Genomic DNA, 19,106 nt, shown 5'->3' with positions numbered 1-19,106 from the left:
TTTCTCACTTCCTCTCATTTCCGTACCAGTCGTTTCACAATTTTTACGGTTTCATAAGCAGCCATTTCGATTTGTTGTGCTGTGTTTCCTAGACCAAAACTAAAACGAATCGACGAACGGATTCGTTCCGAATCTTTTCCAAACATCGCAACAAGAACGTGAGACGGATCCACCGAACCAGCCGTACAAGCTGAACCGCTTGATGCAGCAATTCCCGCTAAATCCAAGTTAACGAGCATCGCTTCCACATTTGTGCCGAAAAAGGCAACGTTCAACACGTGTGGAAGGCTATCATCCATATCGCCATTCACCGCATAATGAATTCCTTCTTGCTCGAAAATCGCAAGCATTCTCTCTTTAAACGAGCGATACAACTGCACCTTTTCTCTCATGGTTTGCTGTGCGATTTCAACCGCTTTTTGCAATCCGATAATGCCAGCCACGTTTTCCGTTCCAGCTCGGCGTTTTCGCTCTTGTTCTCCGCCATACAAATGCGGAATCAGCTTCACATTTTCACGCACATATAAAAAGCCGACACCTTTTGGTCCGTTGATTTTATGAGCTGAAACAGAGAGAAGGTCAATATGCAACTTGTTCACATCGATCGGTATAAGCCCATACGCTTGGACGGCATCGGTATGAAAATAAGCAGGATGCTCCTTCAACATCATCCCGATCTCTTCGATCGGTTGCAACACTCCTGTTTCGTTATTGCCGAACATAACGGAAACGAGAATCGTATCTGGACGTAATGCCTTCTGTAAATCTGTTAACGAAATTTTTCCTTGTTCATTCACAGGAAGATACGTCACTTCGAATCCTTGTTTTTCAAGATAATGGCACGTATGCAACACCGCATGATGTTCAACTGACGTCGTAATAATGTGTCTTCCTTTTTGGCGGTTCGCCATCGCAACCCCAATTAACGCAAGATTGTCCGCTTCTGTTCCGCCGCTCGTAAAAATGATTTCATTTGTCTTCGCACCGATCGTTTTGGCAATCGCTTCGCGCGCTTCATCAACAGCACGGCGGCTTTGTCGGCCAAAAAAGTGAATGCTCGAAGGGTTTCCAAATACTTCTGTCATGTATGGAATCATCGCATGAACCACTTCTGGATGAACGGGCGAAGTCGCTGCGTGATCTAAATAAATTCTCTCCAAAACCATTCCCCTTTCTTAAATATAAAACATGTATGCATCTCCATCGTGCTTGCTATAGCTTGCTAAATCTTCAAGCGTTGTGCTATCGAGCACTTCTTTCACCGCATCGCGAATGCGCACCCAAAGTTCTCGTTTAGCTGGCTCTTCTTCTTCGAGCTCTTCAACTAAATGAATCGGTCCTTCCAGCACGCTAATAACGTCCCCTGCTGTAATTTTCGACGGATGATGAGCTAACACATAACCGCCATACGCTCCACGGATGCTTTTTACCAATCCGGCATTTCTTAACGGTGAAATCAGTTGCTCTAAATAATGTTCAGACAAATTGTTCATTTGAGCGATCATTTTTAATGAAATCGGTCCTTCCCCATACCGTTTCGCTAACTCAATCATAATGGTTAAACCATATCGGCCTTTCGTTGATATCTTCATAGAATCCTCCGTTCCAATCCCCTTGTTTTCCTATCAGAAACATACGTTATTATATCACAAAACCGAGAAGCATTCAGGATTGACGCTTTCGCTCCTCTAAACGTTCATATACTTTTGCCAAATATTTTTCTTCCCCATGTTCCTTTGGTTTGTAATAACGCACGCCGACTAAATCATCAGGCAAATATTGTTGATGCACCCAACCATGCGGATAATCGTGCGGATATTTATAGCCTTGTCCATGTCCAAGCTGCTTGGCTCCGCTATAATGCGCATCTTGCAAATGCGGAGGAATCGAACGCCCCTTTCCGCTTCGCACATCCGCTAAAGCAAGATCAATGGCTTTATAAGCCGAATTTGATTTTGGCGATAAACACATTTCGATCGTAACAGCAGAAAGAGGAATACGTGCTTCAGGCATTCCCAATCGTTCCGCCGCTTCAATGGCCGCCATGACCTTTACGCCGATCATTGGATTCGCTAACCCGATATCCTCGTATGCAATGACGGCGAGACGGCGACAAACCGCGGACAAATCCCCGCCTTCTAACAAGCGCGCCAAATAGTGCAACGATGCGTCAACATCGCTGCCACGAATGCTTTTTTGCAAGCTTGATAAAAGCGAATAATAAATATCTCCACCTTTATCATGAGTAAATCCTTTATTTTCAATACATTGTTCGACCGTATCCATTTGAACAACAATGACGCCATCGATGGATTCAGACGCATAAACAACCTCTTCTAAAATGGTAAGCGCCGATCGCGCATCACCGTTCGTTGAAGCAGCAATTTTTTGCAATGCTTCATCGGTGATGTTAATGTTTTGTTCACCCAGTCCTCTTTCCGGATCCGTCAACGCCCATTTTAACAATTTGAGCAACTCTTCATCCGTTAGTTTCTTTAACTGTTTAATTTGTCCGCAGCGGCTGCGAATCGCGGGATTGACCGCATGAAAAGGGTTTTCCGTCGTCGCTCCGATCAACGTCACAAGGCCGCTTTCAACATGCGGCAACAAATAATCTTGCTGTGCTTTAGTAAAGCGATGAATTTCATCGATAAACAAAATGACATTTCCCATCATTTTGGCTTGAGCAACGACTTCTTCGATTTCTTTTTTTCCAGCCGTCGTTGCATTCAGCATATAAAACTCTTTTTTCACTGTCCCGGCAATCGCATAAGCAAGCGATGTTTTGCCAACTCCCGGTTCGCCGTACAAAAGCATGGACGGTACATAATCATTGCGGATCATTTTGTATAAGGCGGTATTCGGACCGATAATGTGCTGTTGTCCAACGATTTCATCAATCGTCCTTGGGCGCATGCGAAATGATAATGGCTCTTTGGCAAATAGCATCCAACATCCCTCATTTCAAATACAGTGCTAATTTCGCCCTTAACGCTGGAAGAAATTCGCTTAGCTTCGTGCGTTCGAGATATAAAAGAAACGCCTCAATGATCATTTTGCGCGGCTTCTCGGAACAAATTTCTTGCTTAAACATGAAAAGCAATTCCATTAAATCGTCATCCTCTTTTGCTTGCTCGATCATTTGCTCAATCGTTTCAATGATTTGTTGTTGAAACATTTTTTCATCATCTTGTTCGATTACAAGAGAGGTCTCTCCGCTTAACAAACTATCGACAATGGCATCGAGCCGCTTCATTAAAAAAGGAGCAAGCCGTTGAAATTCAATTTCTTTTTGCTCAAAGATGGCATAAAATAAATACTCTTTCAACATTCCATTCAGCATGATCGCACAATCAACAGCAAATGGGCGCAAGCGTTCACCATATATTTCAATCATCGACTTTACATACCAATTAAATATTTGGGTGCGAATATGAAAAACGAGCGCGTGTAATTCTTCGCTTACTTTTTCCGCTTGATCTCCCATATGCATTTGCACAAATTCTTTATGTCGGTCAAACGCTTCAATTTGAAGCGAAAGCTGTTTTAAAAATTTCTCACGCGGAGTGAGTGTGTGATCGTTTGCAATTTGCGAAAATTGATGAAACAACCGTTCGTAATGAAAACGGAAAATAGATAAAGCAATTTCTTCCTTGGATTTAAAGTAATTGTATAACGATCCTTTCGCTAAGCCGCTATGCTCGGCAATTTCTTGCATCGATGTCGCATGATAGCCTTTTTGAGCAAACAGCTTCATCGCCGCTTCAATAATTTGTTCTTTTCTGCTCAATGTTGCCCCTTCCTTATCGAACATTTTGATTTCATTATAACATAAGTCATGATGAGCAAATAAGGCTGACCCCTATCGAGCCAGCCTTGCTCACTAATCTTCCATTTTTCGTTCCGCTTTTACCTGACGAAAGAAAAACAACTCATACACAACCGGAATAATGATAAGCGTTAACAAAGTGGAAGAGGTTAATCCACCGATGACGGTAATCGCTAATCCTTTTGAGATGAGCGTTCCTGATGATTTCGTCAAGGCGAGCGGAATGAGTGCAGCAACCGTTGCAAAAGCGGTCATTAAAATCGGACGCAAGCGCGTTTTTCCAGCTTCAACAAGCGCTGCGCGAATCGCCATTCCTTTTTGTTCACGATTTTGCCCAATGCGGTCAACAAGAACGATCGCATTCGTTGTAACAATTCCAATAAGCATCAATAAGCCGATCATGACGCTGACCGACATCGGTTCATTCGCGATAAATAGCCCGAGCAACGAACCGATTGGAACGAAAATAAGCGAAGATAAAATGATAAACGGAATGCGCGCTTTGCCAAATGTAATCAACATGGTAATGTAAACAAGTCCGATGGCAATGACCATAGCGAGTCCCAGTTCTTTGAACGTCTCAACCGTTTCATCGCTTCCGCCTCCGACTTCAAGCGATACTTCTTTCGGCAAGTCGACATCGTTTTTCACGCTTGCGATGACGTCTTGCGTCACTTTTTGAATGTTATCCCCAACAATTTGAGCGGAAACGCGCGCAAATACTTTTCCGTCTAATTTTTGAATCGATGTAAACGTATCTATTTTTTCTACTGTTGCTAATTCCGTGATTGGGACAAGACCGCGCTTTGTAAAAATCAACGTGTTCTTTAACGCTTCAAGCGAATCGATATCTCGGTCATAAGAAAGCTGAACGGTACGTTCAACACCATCAAGCGTTAATGTCCCCACCTGTACAGGTTTTGTTTGGTCAGCAATCGTTCCAAGAATTTGGAATCCGGATACGCCATATTCCGCCGCTTTTTCTGGATCAATATTGACAACGATTTGCTTTTGTTTATCCGAAAAGTTGTTTGTCACATACTTTAAGTCATCGCGCGATTTCAAATAATTTTCAACCTCTTTTGCTGCTTTTTGAAGAGCGGCTAAATCCGTTGAATATAAATCAATATTCACGTTATTGTTGGAAGGAGGTCCACCTGATTGCAACTCCTGTACGCCGACGATGGCTCCTTTTACTTCTTTTTCGGCGATTTCCTTCATATTCTTTTCTAATTTTTTAATAAACGGCGCAACATCCACGCCTTCTTTCAAATTAATAAAATAGTTCGCTTGATTTTGGCGTTTTAATCCTGTACGGAAATCACGACTGCCGATCCCTGCGGTTACTTCTTTAATTTCCTCTAAATCCGCAAACATGTTTTCAATTTTCAGCGAAACATCGTTTGTTTTTTCAAGCGATGTGGAAGATGGAAGCTCCACCGCGGCAATTAACGTTTTTTGTTCTTCATTTGGAATGAATGTAAAGCCAAGTTTTGGTACGATCGCAAGAGAAGCGAAAAGCAATACAACCGAAAGAACTAAAATTAAGGATTTATGGTTCAACGCCCATTCAATGGTTTTTCCATACCAACGTTGCAATGCGCCCTCTTTTTCTTCAGGCGGAACTTTTTTAAACGAGAATTTTGCTAAAATCGGCACAATTGTAACCGAAACAACGAGAGACATTAAAAGCGCAAACACGATCGTTAAGGCAAATGGCATGAAAAATTCTCCTGTGATACCGCCAACAAAACCGAGCGGTAAAAAGACGACAACGGTCGTAATCGTTGAAGAAGTAATCGCTTTTAAAATTTCTTTTGTTGAATCTTCCACAAGTTCATCCGTTATGCCAGTTTTTGATTTTCGCACGCGCCGGAAAATGTTTTCAATGACAACGATACTATCATCAACCACTCGTCCAACGGCAACCGCCATTCCGCCAAGCGTCATGATGTTCAGCGAAATATCCATCCGCTGCAAGAAAATCGACGCTACTAAAAGCGATAACGGAATCGAAACGATCGCAATCACCGTTGCACGCACATTTCGTAAAAAGACGAGCACAGCGACAGAAGCAAATAACGCTCCAAGCAATCCTTCACGAATAAGCGTTTCAACTGATTTTTTAATTCCTTCCGCTGAATCAAAACCGATGGCGTAATCTAATTCATCCTTGTAATCATCTAATACATTGAGCACCTTTTCAGCCACTTCGACCGTGTTGGCATCTTGTTTTTTCGTAATGGCCATGGATAGCGATGGTTTTAAGTTATATCGAGTAATTTCACTTTGATCGGTGATCGTTTCAATTTTGGCAATATCTTTTAATTTGATTGCTCCGTTTGCCTGAAACGCTGCTGGTGCTCCTTGCATGTTGGAAAGCGGCGAAGAAAGCGATAAGTTTTCAAGCTGCTTGATTGTCTCTAATTTTTCTTGAACGCGAACAGGAATTTGTAGCGTATCTGTATTTATATTTCCAGCAGGGAACGAAAGGAATTTTTCGTTAATTTGATCTTTAATTTGAGATAAGCTAAGTCCTGCTTGCAACGCTTTTTGTTTATCGATCGTGATTTGGACAATTTCTTCTTTCATTCCGCCGACGGAAACAGAGTTGACACCATTAATTTTTTTCAACTCTGGAATAATTTCTTTTTCCAACAACCCCTCTAAGTCCGTATCGCCTTTCGCAAATAATGAAATGTTAAAAATCGGGAATGTCCCAAAGGAAAAACGGTTAATTTTCGTTTGAACATTTTCAGGAAGCTTCGTATCTTTAATGAATGAATCGACTTGCCGTTCCACTTCATCCATATCCGTATCAAAAGGAAACTCTAAGTTGATGATCGCAATGCTCTCAAACGAAGAGCTTTGCATTTTTTTCATTCCTTCAATCGATTTAAATTTTTCTTCAAGTTTGGAAGTGACTTGTTCGTTCATATCTTCCGGAGAAGCGCCGGGATAAACGATTTCAACGGATAATTGCGGGAATTCAATGTTTGGTAATAAATCCACTTTCAAGGAGGAAAATGAATACAATCCGCCTAATATTAACAGAAATGAAATGATAAAAACCGCAACAGCGTTTTTTAGGCTAAATCTCGTTAAAAAATTCATAACTCCCTTCCTTTCCCTTCAAAAATAACATGACCATCCGGTCGTATAATAACGACCAGACAGTCGCATTTTCAATATAAATGATTTATGTCCGCTTTGCAACTAATTTATGCCAAATAAAAAATCGCAAAGCGGATCGCCTTGCGATTTATTCTTGTCCGACTCGTTGAATTGGAATGTCTTTTAACAGTTCTCTCACGACGTAAGAAGCCATAATTAAACCGACCGCAGATGGAACAAACGCATTCGAAGATGGCGGCATTTTTGCTTTACGAATGGTTGATTGGTCGTTTCCTACTTCTTTTCGTACGTCTTCACGAATGATAATCGGGCTCTCATCGGAAAAAACAACAGTAACTCCTTTGCGAATCCCTTCTTTACGCAAACGGTTACGAATGACTCTCGCGATCGGATCCGTATGCGTTTTCGAAATATCGGCAATTTGAAAACGAGTCGGATCCATTTTATTGGCCGCTCCCATGCTTGAAATAAGCGGAATACCTCGCTTTAAACATTCTTTCATTAAATGAATTTTGTATGAAATCGTATCGGACGCATCGATCATATAATCGATGTCATATTGAAAAATTTGTTCATACGTTTCTTCCGTATAAAACATTTTTAACGCAATGACTTCGCATTCTGGGTTAATATCAGCAATTCGTTCTTTCATCACTTCCACCTTTGGTCGTCCAATCGTGGAAAGAAGGGCATGAATTTGCCGATTGATATTTGTAATGTCGACATCGTCTTTATCAATTAAAATGAGGCGTCCGACTCCTGAACGGGCAAGCGCCTCAACAGCAAATGAACCAACGCCGCCGATTCCAAGAACGGCAACTGTGCTTTCACGCAGCTTTTGTAATCCTTCTTTTCCGATAGCTAATTCATTGCGCGAAAATTGATGCAACATCTTTTTTCCTCCATTTCAATTTCAAAAAATCCAATATGAATATTTCGGCCGAAATGACAACAAAATTATTGCACAAAAAAAGCTCTAACGTAAAGGCTATGCTTTACGTTAGAGCTTTATTCGTATGAAAAAGAAAGTCCCAATCGTGCCGTCGATGCCTTCGTTTTGAACCCGCTCTCCAACAGGTGGGTGCCCTGTTTCAAGCTTCCGTAAGTCCTCTTGTTCGTGAACGAGGCATGTACTCCACCTGAAAACCCGGGCTCCCGTATAACATATTGTTCGGTCAAAACAATAGGTTATACGACGAACACATCAGGACTTATTTGTATTTGTATGTTAACATACTCTTTTTTGCATTTCAAGCTGTTGCGATCAGCCATTTAGTCCATTTTTTGAACGGAGACCTGCTTGACTTCGAGATGCAGTTCGTTCAATTGCTCATCGCTTACTGGACTAGGCGCTTCCGTTAACAAGCAACTTGCGCTTGCTGTTTTTGGAAAAGCAATTGTATCACGAAGATTCGTACGTCCCGCCAACAACATAACAAGACGGTCTAATCCTAATGCGATTCCTCCATGTGGAGGTGTGCCGTACTCAAACGCTTCGAGCAAGAAACCAAACTGTTCTTTGGCTTCTTCTTGCGTAAATCCAAGAACGCGGAACATTTTTTCTTGGACATCTCGCTCAAAAATGCGCAAGGATCCTCCGCCAAGTTCATATCCATTAAGCACAAGATCATATGCTTGTGCCCGTACTTTTTCTGGTTCTGTTTCTAATTTTGGCAAATCTTCGCGTACCGGCATCGTAAACGGATGATGCGCAGCATAGTAACGACCTTCTTCTTCATCATATTCTAGCAATGGCCAGTCCGTAATCCACAAGAAGTTAAATTTCGTTTCATCGATCAAATTTAATTCTTTTCCGAGTTTCAAACGCAACGCTCCAAGCGCATCAGCAACCACTTTTTTCTGATCCGCAACAAACAGCAATAAGTCGCCGGTCTCAGCTTCTAGCGTTTGCATCATTTCTTTTTGTTCTTCCTCATTAAAGAATTTCGCAATCGGTCCCTTTAAGCCGTCCGCTTCAACTTTTAACCATGCTAACCCTTTTGCGCCGTAACGAGCGACAAATTCCGTTAAACGATCAATGTCTTTGCGCGAATATTTCTCCGCGGCTTGTTTAACATTGATCGCTTTTACTTGTCCGCCATTTTGCACAGCGCTCGCAAACACTTTAAAGCCGCAATCTTTCACCTGCTCAGATAAATCCACAAGCTCCATTCCAAAGCGCGTATCTGGCTTATCCGAACCGTAGCGGTTCATTGCTTCATCGTATGACATGCGCGGAAACGGAAGTGGCAAATCAATGCCTTTGGCTACTTTCATTACTCTTGCCATCATCTGCTCAACCATCGCCATAATATCGTCTTGGCTCATAAACGATGTTTCAATGTCGACTTGCGTAAATTCAGGCTGACGATCCGCGCGCAAATCTTCATCGCGGAAACAACGCGCAATTTGATAATAGCGCTCAAAACCAGCGACCATTAGCAGCTGTTTAAAAATTTGCGGCGATTGCGGAAGAGCATAAAATTCTCCTGGATGAACGCGGCTCGGCACTAAGTAGTCACGCGCCCCTTCTGGCGTGCTTTTTGTTAAAATTGGCGTTTCTACTTCTAAAAATCCTTCTTCATCTAAAAAGTCACGAATCGCCTTTGTCACTTGATGTCTCATTTTAAACGTTTGGAACATGACAGGGCGGCGCAAATCTAAATAGCGGTACTTTAAGCGAACATCTTCAGATACATCTGTTTGATCCGCAATGACAAACGGCGGTGTTTTCGCCTCATTCAAGATGGTCACGCGATGAGCGTGTACTTCAATTTTTCCTGTTGCTAAATTCGGATTGATCTGGCCTTCTTCACGCGCCACAACCGTTCCTTCCACATCTAAGACATACTCGCTTCGAATCGTTTCTGCTACTTTCAGCGCTTCTTCTGACACTTCAGGGCTAAACACGATTTGGACAATTCCCGTGCGATCGCGCAAATCGATAAAAATGAGTCCGCCAAGATCGCGGCGTTTTTGCACCCAACCTTTTAACTGAACTTTTTCGCCAATCGCTTTCTCCGTCACTTCTCCGCAATAATACGTTCTCCCAAACATCAATACTCCCCCTTACAAACCTTTTTCATATATGTTGTTAACTCCGAAAGAGCAACTTCCACTTGCTCGCCCGTTTGCATATTTTTAACATTCGCAACGTTGCGCGCTAATTCATCTTCGCCAACAATGATCACATACTTTGCTTGCAAACGGTCAGCCGCTTTAAATTGCGCTTTCACTTTCCGATCTTGATAGTCTTTTTCCACGCTTATTCCTTCGTTGCGTAGTGCATAAACGAGAGGGACTGCCTCCTTCTTCGCTTCCTCCCCAAGCGCAACGACATAGCAGTCGATGCCTTCTTCGATTGGCAATGCAATTCCTTCTGCCGCAAGCGCTGCAAGCAAACGTTCGATGCTTAACGCAAAGCCAACTCCCGGCGTTTCAGGTCCGCCAATTTCTTGAACAAGGCCGTTATAGCGACCGCCGCCACACAGCGTCGTAATCGCTCCAAACCCTTCTGCTTCGCTCATAATTTCAAAGGCTGTATGGTTATAATAATCCAGCCCACGAACGAGACGAGGATCGACTTCAAACGGAATACCCAGCTTGTTTAAATACGATTTGACTTGTTCAAAATATGCACGCGACTCCTCGTTTAAATAATCTAAAATGGACGGAGCGGTTTTCATTAATTCATGCTCCCGATCTTTTTTACAGTCTAAAATGCGAAGCGGATTGTTCTCTAAACGAACTTGGCAATCTTCGCAAAATTCGTGAATGCGCCCTTTAAAATGCGCGATAAGCGCTTCGCGGTGCGCTTTTCGGCTGCTTATATCTCCTAAGCTGTTAATGACTAATTTGATCTTTTTCAATCCTAGCGAACGATAAAGATCCATCGCTAAGGCGATCACTTCTGCATCAATGGCCGGATCATTGCTGCCGATCGCCTCGACACCAAACTGCACAAACTGGCGAAAACGCCCGGATTGCGGCCGCTCATAGCGAAACATCGGACCGAGATAATACAATTTAACGGGCTGATTCGGATCTCCGTACATTTTATTTTCAACAAACGAACGAACGACTGCCGCTGTTCCTTCAGGTCGAAGGGTAATGCTTCGGCCGCCGCGGTCCGTAAAGGTGTACATTTCTTTTTGAACGATATCCGTCGTATCGCCAACACCACGTAAAAACAGTTCCGTATGTTCAAAAATTGGTGTACGAATTTCTTTATAATTGTACCGACGACAAAGTTCTCGTGCGATTTGCTCGACATATTGCCACTTGCTCGATTCGCTTGGCAAAATATCTTGCGTTCCGCGTGGAATTTGAAACGCCATGGTTCGACCTCCTGAATCAAAATTTTTATGTACAAAATATATATACCAAAATAAAAATCTCCCATCCCTAACCGATAGGGACGAGAGACATTTCCCGTGGTGCCACCCTAGTTGAAGCTGTACGCTTCCACTTCATCCGTTAACGCTCGGAAGGCGTTCTCCCCTACTAACTCAAACGCGTTCAAGGAGAAACCTACGGAGTGTTCGTTCGTTAAGTCATCATGGAGAAATGCTCTCAGCCTACGGCATTTCCTCTCTGGCCATGTGTACTCTTAACTACTCTTCTCCATCATCGGTTATACAAAATGTTGAATTTTTCTTCTATCTTACGAATGAACGCCCCATTTGTCAAGGTCTCTCACCGCTAAGTGTGAGTCAAGTTTTTTGGAATCCTTCCCTTCCGCTTTTCTTCCAATCCGAACGGCGAACGCTCCACGGACAAATCTATTTGTCCGATGGCGTTCTCGTTCGGAAAAAGCAGCAGAAAATTACCTTCCCAATAAACATTGCTAAGAACGCGATAAATGCTTTTTTAGCTTTTGAACATCTCGGAGCGTTAAACCGAATTCTGAAGCCAGTTCAAAAGATGTGAGATCGCTTTCTTTTTGAATAAAATCATGAAAATTTACATGAAAAAACGGAGATTGCGTATGAACAAACTCACCTTTTTCACTATGTCGCATCTTTTTTCTCCTTTCATCAATTTCTTCCTATTATTCCCGTTTTCCTCTTTTTTACGTCACGAAAACAGAAAGGATTTTTCCATTTTATCGAGAATATGGTATTATCGATATCTTTTTTAAGGGGGAACTTCATGCGAAAGTGGCTATCCATTCTACTATTCTCGTTATGTTTTTCTATTGTCGCTCCATCTGTCGCGGCTGAACGATCCATCGTAATCGTCACCGTGGAACGGCTCAATGTTCGAAGCGGCCCAGCACTGACGTTTCCAATTCAAACAAAAATAACAAAAGGCGAACGATATGTTGTTTTAGACAAAAAGGGAAAATGGTTTCAAATTCAGCTTTCAAACAATCAAAGCGGATGGGTATCAGCGGATTACGTCAACATCGAAAAAGCTGGGAATACGGTTGTTTGTGAAGCAAATCAGCTTCGCCTGCGGCAAGGACCTGGATTGAACTTTTCGATTATTGGCTATATTGTCCGCGGTGAAAAGGGGATCGCCTTGCAGCAGAAAGGCGAATGGGTGAAAGTACAATGGAACGGAAAAGAAGGATGGGTCCATCGCGCGTACATATCATTTGTAGACAAGTTAGCAGAAAATCGTTACGTCCATGTTCTTTATGACAAAACCAATATCCGTGCAACCGCTTCAACGGAAGCACCGATTATCATGAAAGCAAAACGAAACGATACATTCCCGATTGTTCGCAAAGAAGGACAATGGTATGTCATACAAGTAAATGAACGAACAACTGGATATATTGCCGAGTGGGTCGTCAAAACGAGCGATCAACAAATAGAAGAGCAGACGATTCACGGTAAAACGATCGTCATTGATGCCGGACACGGCGGGAAAGATTACGGAACGACTGGAGCACAAGGAACGAGGGAAAAAGCGTTAACATTGGCAACTGCCAAATTGCTGCAAACAAAGCTTCAGGCGTTGGGCGCAAACGTCATTTTAACAAGAGAAGACGATACGTTCCGATCGTTAAGTGAACGAGTGATGCTCGCTCATCAAACCAAAGCGGATGCTTTTATTAGCATTCATTACGATAGTTCTCTTAGCCGCTCGGCTAACGGATTAACAGTTTATTACTATAAAGAAAAAGATCGATTGCTTGCTCAATCGCTTTCTTCACAACTTTCGCGTCTATCCTACATCAATCACCGCGGCATTCGCTTTGGCGATTATCATGTATTACGCGAAAATAATCGAAGATCGGTATTGTTAGAGCTCGGTTATTTAAGCAATCCAACGGAAGAACAAATCATCACTTCAGCGAATTATCAACAAGAAGTGACCGAAGCCATTTGTAGAGGGCTTGTCGATTATTTTGAAAAATAAAGAGGCGACTCACACATCGGAGTTCGCCTCTCTCATTTACTTTCAACGATGAGCGTCACCGGTCCAACGTTTGTAAACTGCACATCCATCATTGCGCCAAACTTTCCTGTTGCAACGCGAATCCCCTTCTGGCGCAATTGTTCGTTAAATGCCTCATAAATGGCAAGCGCATGGTCTGGTTTTGCTGCTTCCATAAAATTCGGACGTCTTCCTTTTCGACAATCCCCATACAACGTAAATTGCGATACAGATAAAATTTCCCCTTGCACATCCAAAAGCGATAAATTCATTTTTCCTTCTTCATCATCAAAAATGCGCAAATTTGCTACTTTCTCAGCAACAAATGCCGCATCTTCTTCCGTATCCGTATGGGTAATTCCAACAAGTAAGACAAGGCCAAAATCAATGCTTCCAACCGTTTCTCCATCGACAACTACCTTTGCATTTTTTGCACGCTGCACAACGACTCTCATCACACAAAATCCTTTCTAGTTCATGATTCTTCGTACCGAGTAAATATCAGGAATTTGTTTAATGCGATCAACCACTTTTTGCAAATGACTCACATTGTGAATGAAAATGGACATATGAATGGTTGCGATTTTATTGCGGTGATCCGTCCGCCCAGAAACGGCGGAAATGTTTGTTTTCGCTTCGTTGACCGCTTGAAGCACTTCGTTTAACAAGCCGCGACGATCATATCCTGTAATCTCGATATCGACCGTATATTCTCTTTGACAATTCGTTCCGCTTTCCCATTGAACAGGAATCAAGCGCTCTTTCGCATCGTCTGTTAAAACATTCGGACAATCGATACGGTGAACCGACACACCTCGTCCTTTTGTAATAAACCCGATAATCTCATCACCAGGAACAGGGTTGCAACAACGAGATAAGCGAATAAGCAAATTATCGACGCCTTCAACACATACTCCGTAATCGCGCTTTTTCGCTGAAGAAATCGTTTTTGCTTCTTTCAATGCTTCTGCTAATTTTTTCTCTTGCTCCTCTAAATTGCGCTGTTTTCGCCATTTTTCCGTGAGACGATGCGCCACTTGAGCTGCGGTAATCCCGTTATAGCCAACGGCTGCATACATATCTTCTTCGTTCATAAAATTAAATTTTTCCGCAACTCTCTTAACATTTTCAGCAGTAAGCACCTCTTTGACATCGAAATTCATATTGCGTATTTCTTTTTCAACAAGCTCTTTTCCTTTTTCAACATTCTCTTCGCGGCGTTGCTTTTTGAAAAATTGACGAATTTTATTTTTCGCATGCGATGTTTGCGCTAATTTCAACCAATCCTGGCTCGGACCATATGAATGATTGGATGTTAAAATTTCAACAATATCCCCTGTCTTCAACTGATAGTCGAGCGGCACCATCTTGCCGTTCACTTTCGCGCCAATGGTTTTATTCCCGATTTCAGAATGGATGCGATAAGCAAAATCGATCGGAACGGAGCCTGCTGGAAGTTCGATGACATCTCCCTTCGGTGTAAATACAAACACCATATCGGAAAATAAATCCATTTTTAATGTTTCCATAAACTCTTCGGCATTGTTCGTATCGTTTTGCCATTCTAAAATTTCACGGAACCATGACAACTTCTCTTCAAATGAATTTGGCTTAACCGTTTTTCCTTCTTTGTATGCCCAATGCGCCGCAATTCCAAATTCAGCGATTTGATGCATTTCAAACGTGCGAATTTGCACTTCCAGCGGCTCGCCTTTCGGGCCGATCACGGTCGTATGAAGCGATTGATACATATTCGGTTTCGGCATCGCAATATAATCTTTAAAACGACCTGGCATCGGTTTCCAACATGTATGAATGATGCCGAGCACCGCATAACAATCTTTAATGCTTTCGACAATAATGCGAACGGCCAACAAGTCATAAATTTCATTAAATTGTTTATTTTGCAATGCCATCTTTCGATAAATGCTGTAAATATGTTTTGGACGTCCAGAAATTTCAGCTTGAATGCCTACTTCACTTAACCGTTCACGCACTTCTTGAATGACTTCTTCAAGATATTGCTCTCGCTCCGCACGCTTTTTCTTCATTAAGTTCACAATGCGATAATATTGCTGCGGATTCAAATAGCGTAAAGCGGTGTCTTCTAATTCCCATTTAATTTTCGAAATTCCAAGTCGATGGGCAAGTGGCGCAAAAATTTCAAGCGTTTCATTGGCAATGCGCCGCTGTTTTTCAAGCGGCAAATGCTTCAATGTGCGCATATTATGAAGACGGTCAGCCAGCTTAATTAAAATCACGCGAATATCTTGCGCCATGGCCACAAACATTTTACGATGATTCTCTGCTTGTTGCTCTTCATGAGATTTATATTTAATCTTTCCGAGCTTCGTCACTCCATCAACAAGCATCGCCACTTCTTCGCCAAATTCGTTCACTAAATCTTCTTTTGTTACGTGTGTATCTTCTACAACATCGTGTAAAAAGCCTGCGGCGATCGTCACTGGATCCATCTCTAAATCCACTAAAATGCCCGCCACTTGAATCGGGTGAATAATGTACGGTTCTCCCGATTTTCGATATTGATCGCGATGCGCTTTTTCTGCAAATTCATATGCTCGAACAATAAATTCGACATCATTTTTCGACAAATACCGGCTTGCTTTTTCGATTACTTGCTCTGCCGTCAATACTTGTTCGTTCGCCATGGAATCACCTTTTGATTTTCAATTATACAATCCCTTTTAATTTTTTATTATACATATTTCAACAAAAAAAAGCATTGTCATTATTATCATGAAAAATTTTCTAGATGTAAAGAGCTAACGACAAGAAAATACGTTCATAGGAAAGAAGGAGCACCCTTGTGAGTGCCCCCTTTACCATCAAAATTGCATTAATGCTAAAATATCGTATCCTTCTAATTTCTTGCGTCCTTCTAAATACGTAAGTTCAATCAAGAACGCGATTCCAGCGACGATTCCTCCAAGTTGCTCGACAAGCTTAATCGTCGCTTCAATGGTGCCTCCCGTTGCCAACAAATCGTCTGTAATTAAGACGCGTTGCCCAGGTTTAATCGCATCTTTATGCATCGTCAAAACATCTTTTCCGTATTCTAAACCGTATTCAACGCGGATGACTTCGCGCGGAAGCTTTCCTTCTTTGCGGACAGGAACAAAGCCAACACCAAGAGCATATGCAACAGGGCAGCCGATAATAAAGCCGCGCGCTTCTGGCCCAACAACGACATCAATTTTCTTTTCACGCGCATATTGCACAATTTGATCCGTGGCATATTTATATACTTCGCCCTTATCCATAATCGTTGTAATATCCTTAAATTGAATGCCCGGTTTTGGAAAGTCAGGAACAATCGTTACGTATTGTTTCAAATCCATGAAAGTTTTCCTCCTCATTCAACGAACGTTTCGTGTCTTCAAACCAACGTTTTAGTTGGTGATAAGATGAATATAAAAAGATATTTTCAAGCTCGACTTGAGCCTGTTTCGAACGATAAGTCGGCGACTGTGTCAAATCACGTTTCGCTGGGTGATGATGTAGCGAAACAATTCCGTTTTCAATTGCCACAAACTCTAATTCATGAAAAACTTGAATCATAAATAGAAGTGTTTCCTTTGTCCATCCGCGTGAACGAGCAAGATCATCCGCATATCGTTTCAAATCAAACGGGCTGCGCTTTCGCAAAAAAGCATAAAGCCACTTAAAATGCTCGCGCGTTGGCAATACGCTAAAAAAGTGATTCTCCCTTTGATAGAATAACGCATAAATGCGTTCAGGTAAACTACAACTTATTAAAACTTGCATCATTTGTTGTGAAGGAGGCAAATCAAGGAAAACAACGTATTTTTTGCGCAAGTCGATCGCTTTTGCTTCTTCTAATGTTCGAATATACACGATTTCTGTGTGATCGACCGGCAGCTGCAGTTCAGCTGCTGTTTCGCTTCGAAAAGCAATAAGCAAGCGCTTCTCTTTTGGTAATGAATCAATGATTTTTCCAACATTGCGCATGTTGCGAATATCGAATAGTTGCCATTCGTCAATAGCCACATCTTGAATCATCAGTTGAGGTTTGCGGAAATGATTCCATTCGTTAATCACGAGCTCCCCCACGACAGAGAGACGAGCATTTGGTGAAATTTCTTCCGTTAGCGGGCCAAGTCCAAATCCAATCGCATCGAGCGTTTTTCCGTTCGCCGAAAGCACTGCTTTCATATGATTTTGCTCTGCGCCGATCCGGCGAAGAAGATCGACCTGCACATTTTGAAGAAGGATGCGCGGTTTTGGATTTCCCATTCCAAACGGAGAAAGACGGTTCATTTGTTCGATTGTTTCAAGTGAAATATCATCAATGGAGCATTGCACATCAATGGCCGTAATCGGAATAAAATCATCGTCCGTTAACTGTTGCCTCGCAGCTGTATTCAACCTCATGCGCAATTCCTCAATATGTTCAATCGCCAACGTCATGCCAGCTGCCATCGGATGTCCGCCAAAATGCGGCAATATATCCCGACAACTAGACAAATTAGCAAATAGATCAAATCCTTCAATGCTTCGCGCTGACCCTTTCGCGACCCCTTTTTCTCGGTCAATGCTCAGCACAATCGTCGGACGATAAAAACGCTCAACTAAACGCGAAGCAACAATCCCGATCACTCCAACATTCCAATTTTCTTTGGCCACGACAAGAACGGCATTGTTTTCGGGAGGATAATGCGTTTCAACGAGTTGAATCGCTTCTTCTGTTATTTCGTTAACCAGTTGTTGCCGCTCGCGATTCATCTCATCAATCTGTTCGGCCAACATCATTGCTTCCTCTTCATCTTTTGTCATCAATAATTGCACAGCGCGATCCGCACAATCGAGCCGACCGACCGCATTAATACGCGGACCGATCATAAACGCAATTGTATCTTCATCCACATCTGACAAAGAAACGCCGCATTGTTTGCATAACGCTTTTAAGCCAACTCGATTCGTTCGCTTTAACTGCTCAATCCCTAAACGAGCGATGAGATGATTTTCTCCGCGAAGCGGAACGAGATCAGCAATCGTTCCAATCGCAGCTACATCTAGCAATTCATTTGGAACTCTTCCCAGAAGAGCGTGAGCAACTTTAAATGCAACGCCAACTCCTGCTAAGTCTTTAAATGGATACGTACTTCCTGGTTTTTTCGGATGAACGATCGCATACGCATCGGGAAGCGTTGGTCCCGGTTCATGATGATCGGTAATAATGAGATCCATTCCTAACTGTTTGGCAATTTCCGCTTCGTGCAGCGCTGCAATACCTGTATCGACCGTAATAATGAGCGAAACACCATCATCTTTTGCCGCACGAAACGCATTTTCATTCGGACCGTATCCTTCTGAAAAACGATTCGGAATATAATAATCGACATTGGCTCCTCTTTGTTGTAATGCGGTAAGCATGACAGCCGTGCTGCTCACCCCATCTGCATCATAGTCGCCGAAAACGAGAATGCGTTCACCAGTTGCAATCGCTTTCTCAATTCTGTCAATGGCTTTATCCATTCCATCTAGTAAAAACGGAGAATGAAATGACTCTTTTCCATTTAAAAAAGATTGAGCGGCTTCAATCGTATGATAGCCGCGATTGACAAGCAAGGTGGCAACTAAAGGTGCTATATTCAATGCTTGCGCAATCATGTTCACTTTATTTTGATCGACATGTTTCACTTGCCAGCGGGTTTTTGGTGCCAACATATCTTTCACCCCTTAACCATATCATTATACAAAACAAATAGAGAAG

Annotated in this window: 14 protein-coding genes, 1 other RNA gene and 1 other annotated feature; of the genes, 1 reads left to right on the top strand and 14 read right to left on the bottom strand. The window is 42.4% G+C overall.

Annotation, left to right across the window (positions count from 1 at the left end):
* Positions 1-14: 14 nt before the first annotated feature.
* From EDD69_RS04035 to EDD69_RS15230, 10 genes are all read right to left on the bottom strand, one after another.
* Positions 15-1,160 carry a cysteine desulfurase family protein gene (locus EDD69_RS04035; protein WP_132947674.1) on the bottom strand — a complete coding sequence of 382 codons (1,146 nt, stop codon included), beginning with the start codon at positions 1,158-1,160 and terminating at the stop codon, positions 15-17.
* A gap of 15 nt (positions 1,161-1,175) precedes the next feature.
* Positions 1,176-1,592 (bottom strand): cysteine metabolism transcriptional regulator CymR, encoded by a 417-nt coding sequence (gene cymR, locus EDD69_RS04030; protein ID WP_132947673.1) that lies wholly within the window; start codon positions 1,590-1,592, stop codon positions 1,176-1,178.
* 73 nt (positions 1,593-1,665) lie between these two features.
* On the bottom strand, positions 1,666-2,949 hold the full coding sequence (locus EDD69_RS04025) for a replication-associated recombination protein A (protein ID WP_132947672.1): 1,284 nt from the start codon (positions 2,947-2,949) through the stop codon (positions 1,666-1,668).
* 10 nt (positions 2,950-2,959) lie between these two features.
* Positions 2,960-3,790, bottom strand: coding sequence for a TetR/AcrR family transcriptional regulator (locus tag EDD69_RS04020; RefSeq protein ID WP_132947671.1), 831 nt, complete (start codon positions 3,788-3,790; stop codon positions 2,960-2,962).
* Between the two features lie 93 nt (positions 3,791-3,883).
* Positions 3,884-6,943: an efflux RND transporter permease subunit gene (locus tag EDD69_RS04015; RefSeq protein WP_132947670.1), complete on the bottom strand. Its 3,060-nt coding sequence runs from the start codon at positions 6,941-6,943 to the stop codon at positions 3,884-3,886.
* 148 nt (positions 6,944-7,091) lie between these two features.
* Entirely contained in the window at positions 7,092-7,856 is a 765-nt protein-coding gene (locus tag EDD69_RS04010; protein ID WP_132947669.1) for a tRNA threonylcarbamoyladenosine dehydratase, read from the bottom strand.
* Between the two features lie 132 nt (positions 7,857-7,988).
* A non-coding RNA gene (gene ssrS / locus EDD69_RS04005) (6S RNA) lies at positions 7,989-8,178 on the bottom strand.
* Positions 8,179-8,236: 58 nt separating this feature from the next.
* Positions 8,237-10,021, bottom strand: coding sequence for an aspartate--tRNA ligase (aspS, locus tag EDD69_RS04000; RefSeq protein ID WP_132947668.1), 1,785 nt, complete (start codon positions 10,019-10,021; stop codon positions 8,237-8,239).
* On the bottom strand, positions 10,021-11,301 hold the full coding sequence (gene hisS, locus EDD69_RS03995) for a histidine--tRNA ligase (protein WP_132947667.1): 1,281 nt from the start codon (positions 11,299-11,301) through the stop codon (positions 10,021-10,023). Before hisS ends, aspS begins: the two co-directional genes overlap by 1 nt.
* Before the next feature lie 73 nt (positions 11,302-11,374).
* Positions 11,375-11,603, bottom strand: a binding site (T-box leader).
* 207 nt (positions 11,604-11,810) lie between these two features.
* Positions 11,811-11,984, bottom strand: a complete 174-nt coding sequence (locus tag EDD69_RS15230) for a hypothetical protein (protein ID WP_165871722.1) — start codon at positions 11,982-11,984, stop codon at positions 11,811-11,813.
* A 131-nt stretch (positions 11,985-12,115) separates the two neighbouring features.
* On the opposite strand from EDD69_RS15230, the gene EDD69_RS03990 reads away from it, so the two are divergent.
* Positions 12,116-13,333 carry an N-acetylmuramoyl-L-alanine amidase family protein gene (locus EDD69_RS03990; protein ID WP_132947666.1) on the top strand — a complete coding sequence of 406 codons (1,218 nt, stop codon included), beginning with the start codon at positions 12,116-12,118 and terminating at the stop codon, positions 13,331-13,333.
* Positions 13,334-13,365: 32 nt separating this feature from the next.
* On the opposite strand, the gene dtd is transcribed toward EDD69_RS03990, so the two are convergent.
* The 4 genes from dtd to recJ all read right to left on the bottom strand — a co-directional run bounded on the left by dtd (position 13,366) and on the right by recJ (position 19,060).
* The gene (dtd, locus tag EDD69_RS03985; RefSeq protein ID WP_132947665.1) at positions 13,366-13,806 is read right to left on the bottom strand and encodes a D-aminoacyl-tRNA deacylase; all 441 of its coding nucleotides are present in this window, start codon (positions 13,804-13,806) and stop codon (positions 13,366-13,368) included.
* A gap of 15 nt (positions 13,807-13,821) precedes the next feature.
* Complete coding sequence (locus EDD69_RS03980) at positions 13,822-16,020, bottom strand: RelA/SpoT family protein (RefSeq protein WP_132947664.1); 2,199 nt, start codon at positions 16,018-16,020, stop codon at positions 13,822-13,824.
* A 177-nt stretch (positions 16,021-16,197) separates the two neighbouring features.
* On the bottom strand, positions 16,198-16,710 hold the full coding sequence (locus EDD69_RS03975; RefSeq protein ID WP_132947663.1) for an adenine phosphoribosyltransferase: 513 nt from the start codon (positions 16,708-16,710) through the stop codon (positions 16,198-16,200).
* Positions 16,676-19,060, bottom strand: a complete 2,385-nt coding sequence (gene recJ / locus EDD69_RS03970; RefSeq protein ID WP_132947662.1) for a single-stranded-DNA-specific exonuclease RecJ — start codon at positions 19,058-19,060, stop codon at positions 16,676-16,678. The genes EDD69_RS03975 and recJ overlap by 35 nt, the downstream gene beginning before the upstream one ends.
* Positions 19,061-19,106 lie beyond the last annotated feature (46 nt).

It is taken from the genome of Thermolongibacillus altinsuensis (genome assembly GCF_004341205.1).
Lineage (GTDB): Bacteria > Bacillota > Bacilli > Bacillales > Anoxybacillaceae > Thermolongibacillus > Thermolongibacillus altinsuensis.
This window is presented reverse-complemented; position numbering and strand designations above follow the sequence as displayed.

Excerpts from the sequence above, each read along its gene's own strand:
- cymR (WP_132947673.1), bottom strand. The coding sequence starts at position 1,592 with ATGAAGATATCAACGAAAGGCCGATATGGTTTAACCATTATGATTGAG.
- EDD69_RS04025 (WP_132947672.1), bottom strand. The coding sequence starts at position 2,949 with ATGCTATTTGCCAAAGAGCCATTATCATTTCGCATGCGCCCAAGGACG.
- EDD69_RS04015 (WP_132947670.1), bottom strand. The coding sequence starts at position 6,943 with ATGAATTTTTTAACGAGATTTAGCCTAAAAAACGCTGTTGCGGTTTTT.
- EDD69_RS04010 (WP_132947669.1), bottom strand. The coding sequence starts at position 7,856 with ATGTTGCATCAATTTTCGCGCAATGAATTAGCTATCGGAAAAGAAGGA.
- aspS (WP_132947668.1), bottom strand. The coding sequence starts at position 10,021 with ATGTTTGGGAGAACGTATTATTGCGGAGAAGTGACGGAGAAAGCGATT.
- hisS (WP_132947667.1), bottom strand. The coding sequence starts at position 11,301 with ATGGCGTTTCAAATTCCACGCGGAACGCAAGATATTTTGCCAAGCGAA.
- EDD69_RS15230 (WP_165871722.1), bottom strand. The coding sequence starts at position 11,984 with ATGCGACATAGTGAAAAAGGTGAGTTTGTTCATACGCAATCTCCGTTT.
- EDD69_RS03990 (WP_132947666.1), top strand. The coding sequence starts at position 12,116 with ATGCGAAAGTGGCTATCCATTCTACTATTCTCGTTATGTTTTTCTATT.
- dtd (WP_132947665.1), bottom strand. The coding sequence starts at position 13,806 with ATGAGAGTCGTTGTGCAGCGTGCAAAAAATGCAAAGGTAGTTGTCGAT.
- EDD69_RS03980 (WP_132947664.1), bottom strand. The coding sequence starts at position 16,020 with ATGGCGAACGAACAAGTATTGACGGCAGAGCAAGTAATCGAAAAAGCA.
- EDD69_RS03975 (WP_132947663.1), bottom strand. The coding sequence starts at position 16,710 with ATGGATTTGAAACAATACGTAACGATTGTTCCTGACTTTCCAAAACCG.
- recJ (WP_132947662.1), bottom strand. The coding sequence starts at position 19,060 with ATGTTGGCACCAAAAACCCGCTGGCAAGTGAAACATGTCGATCAAAAT.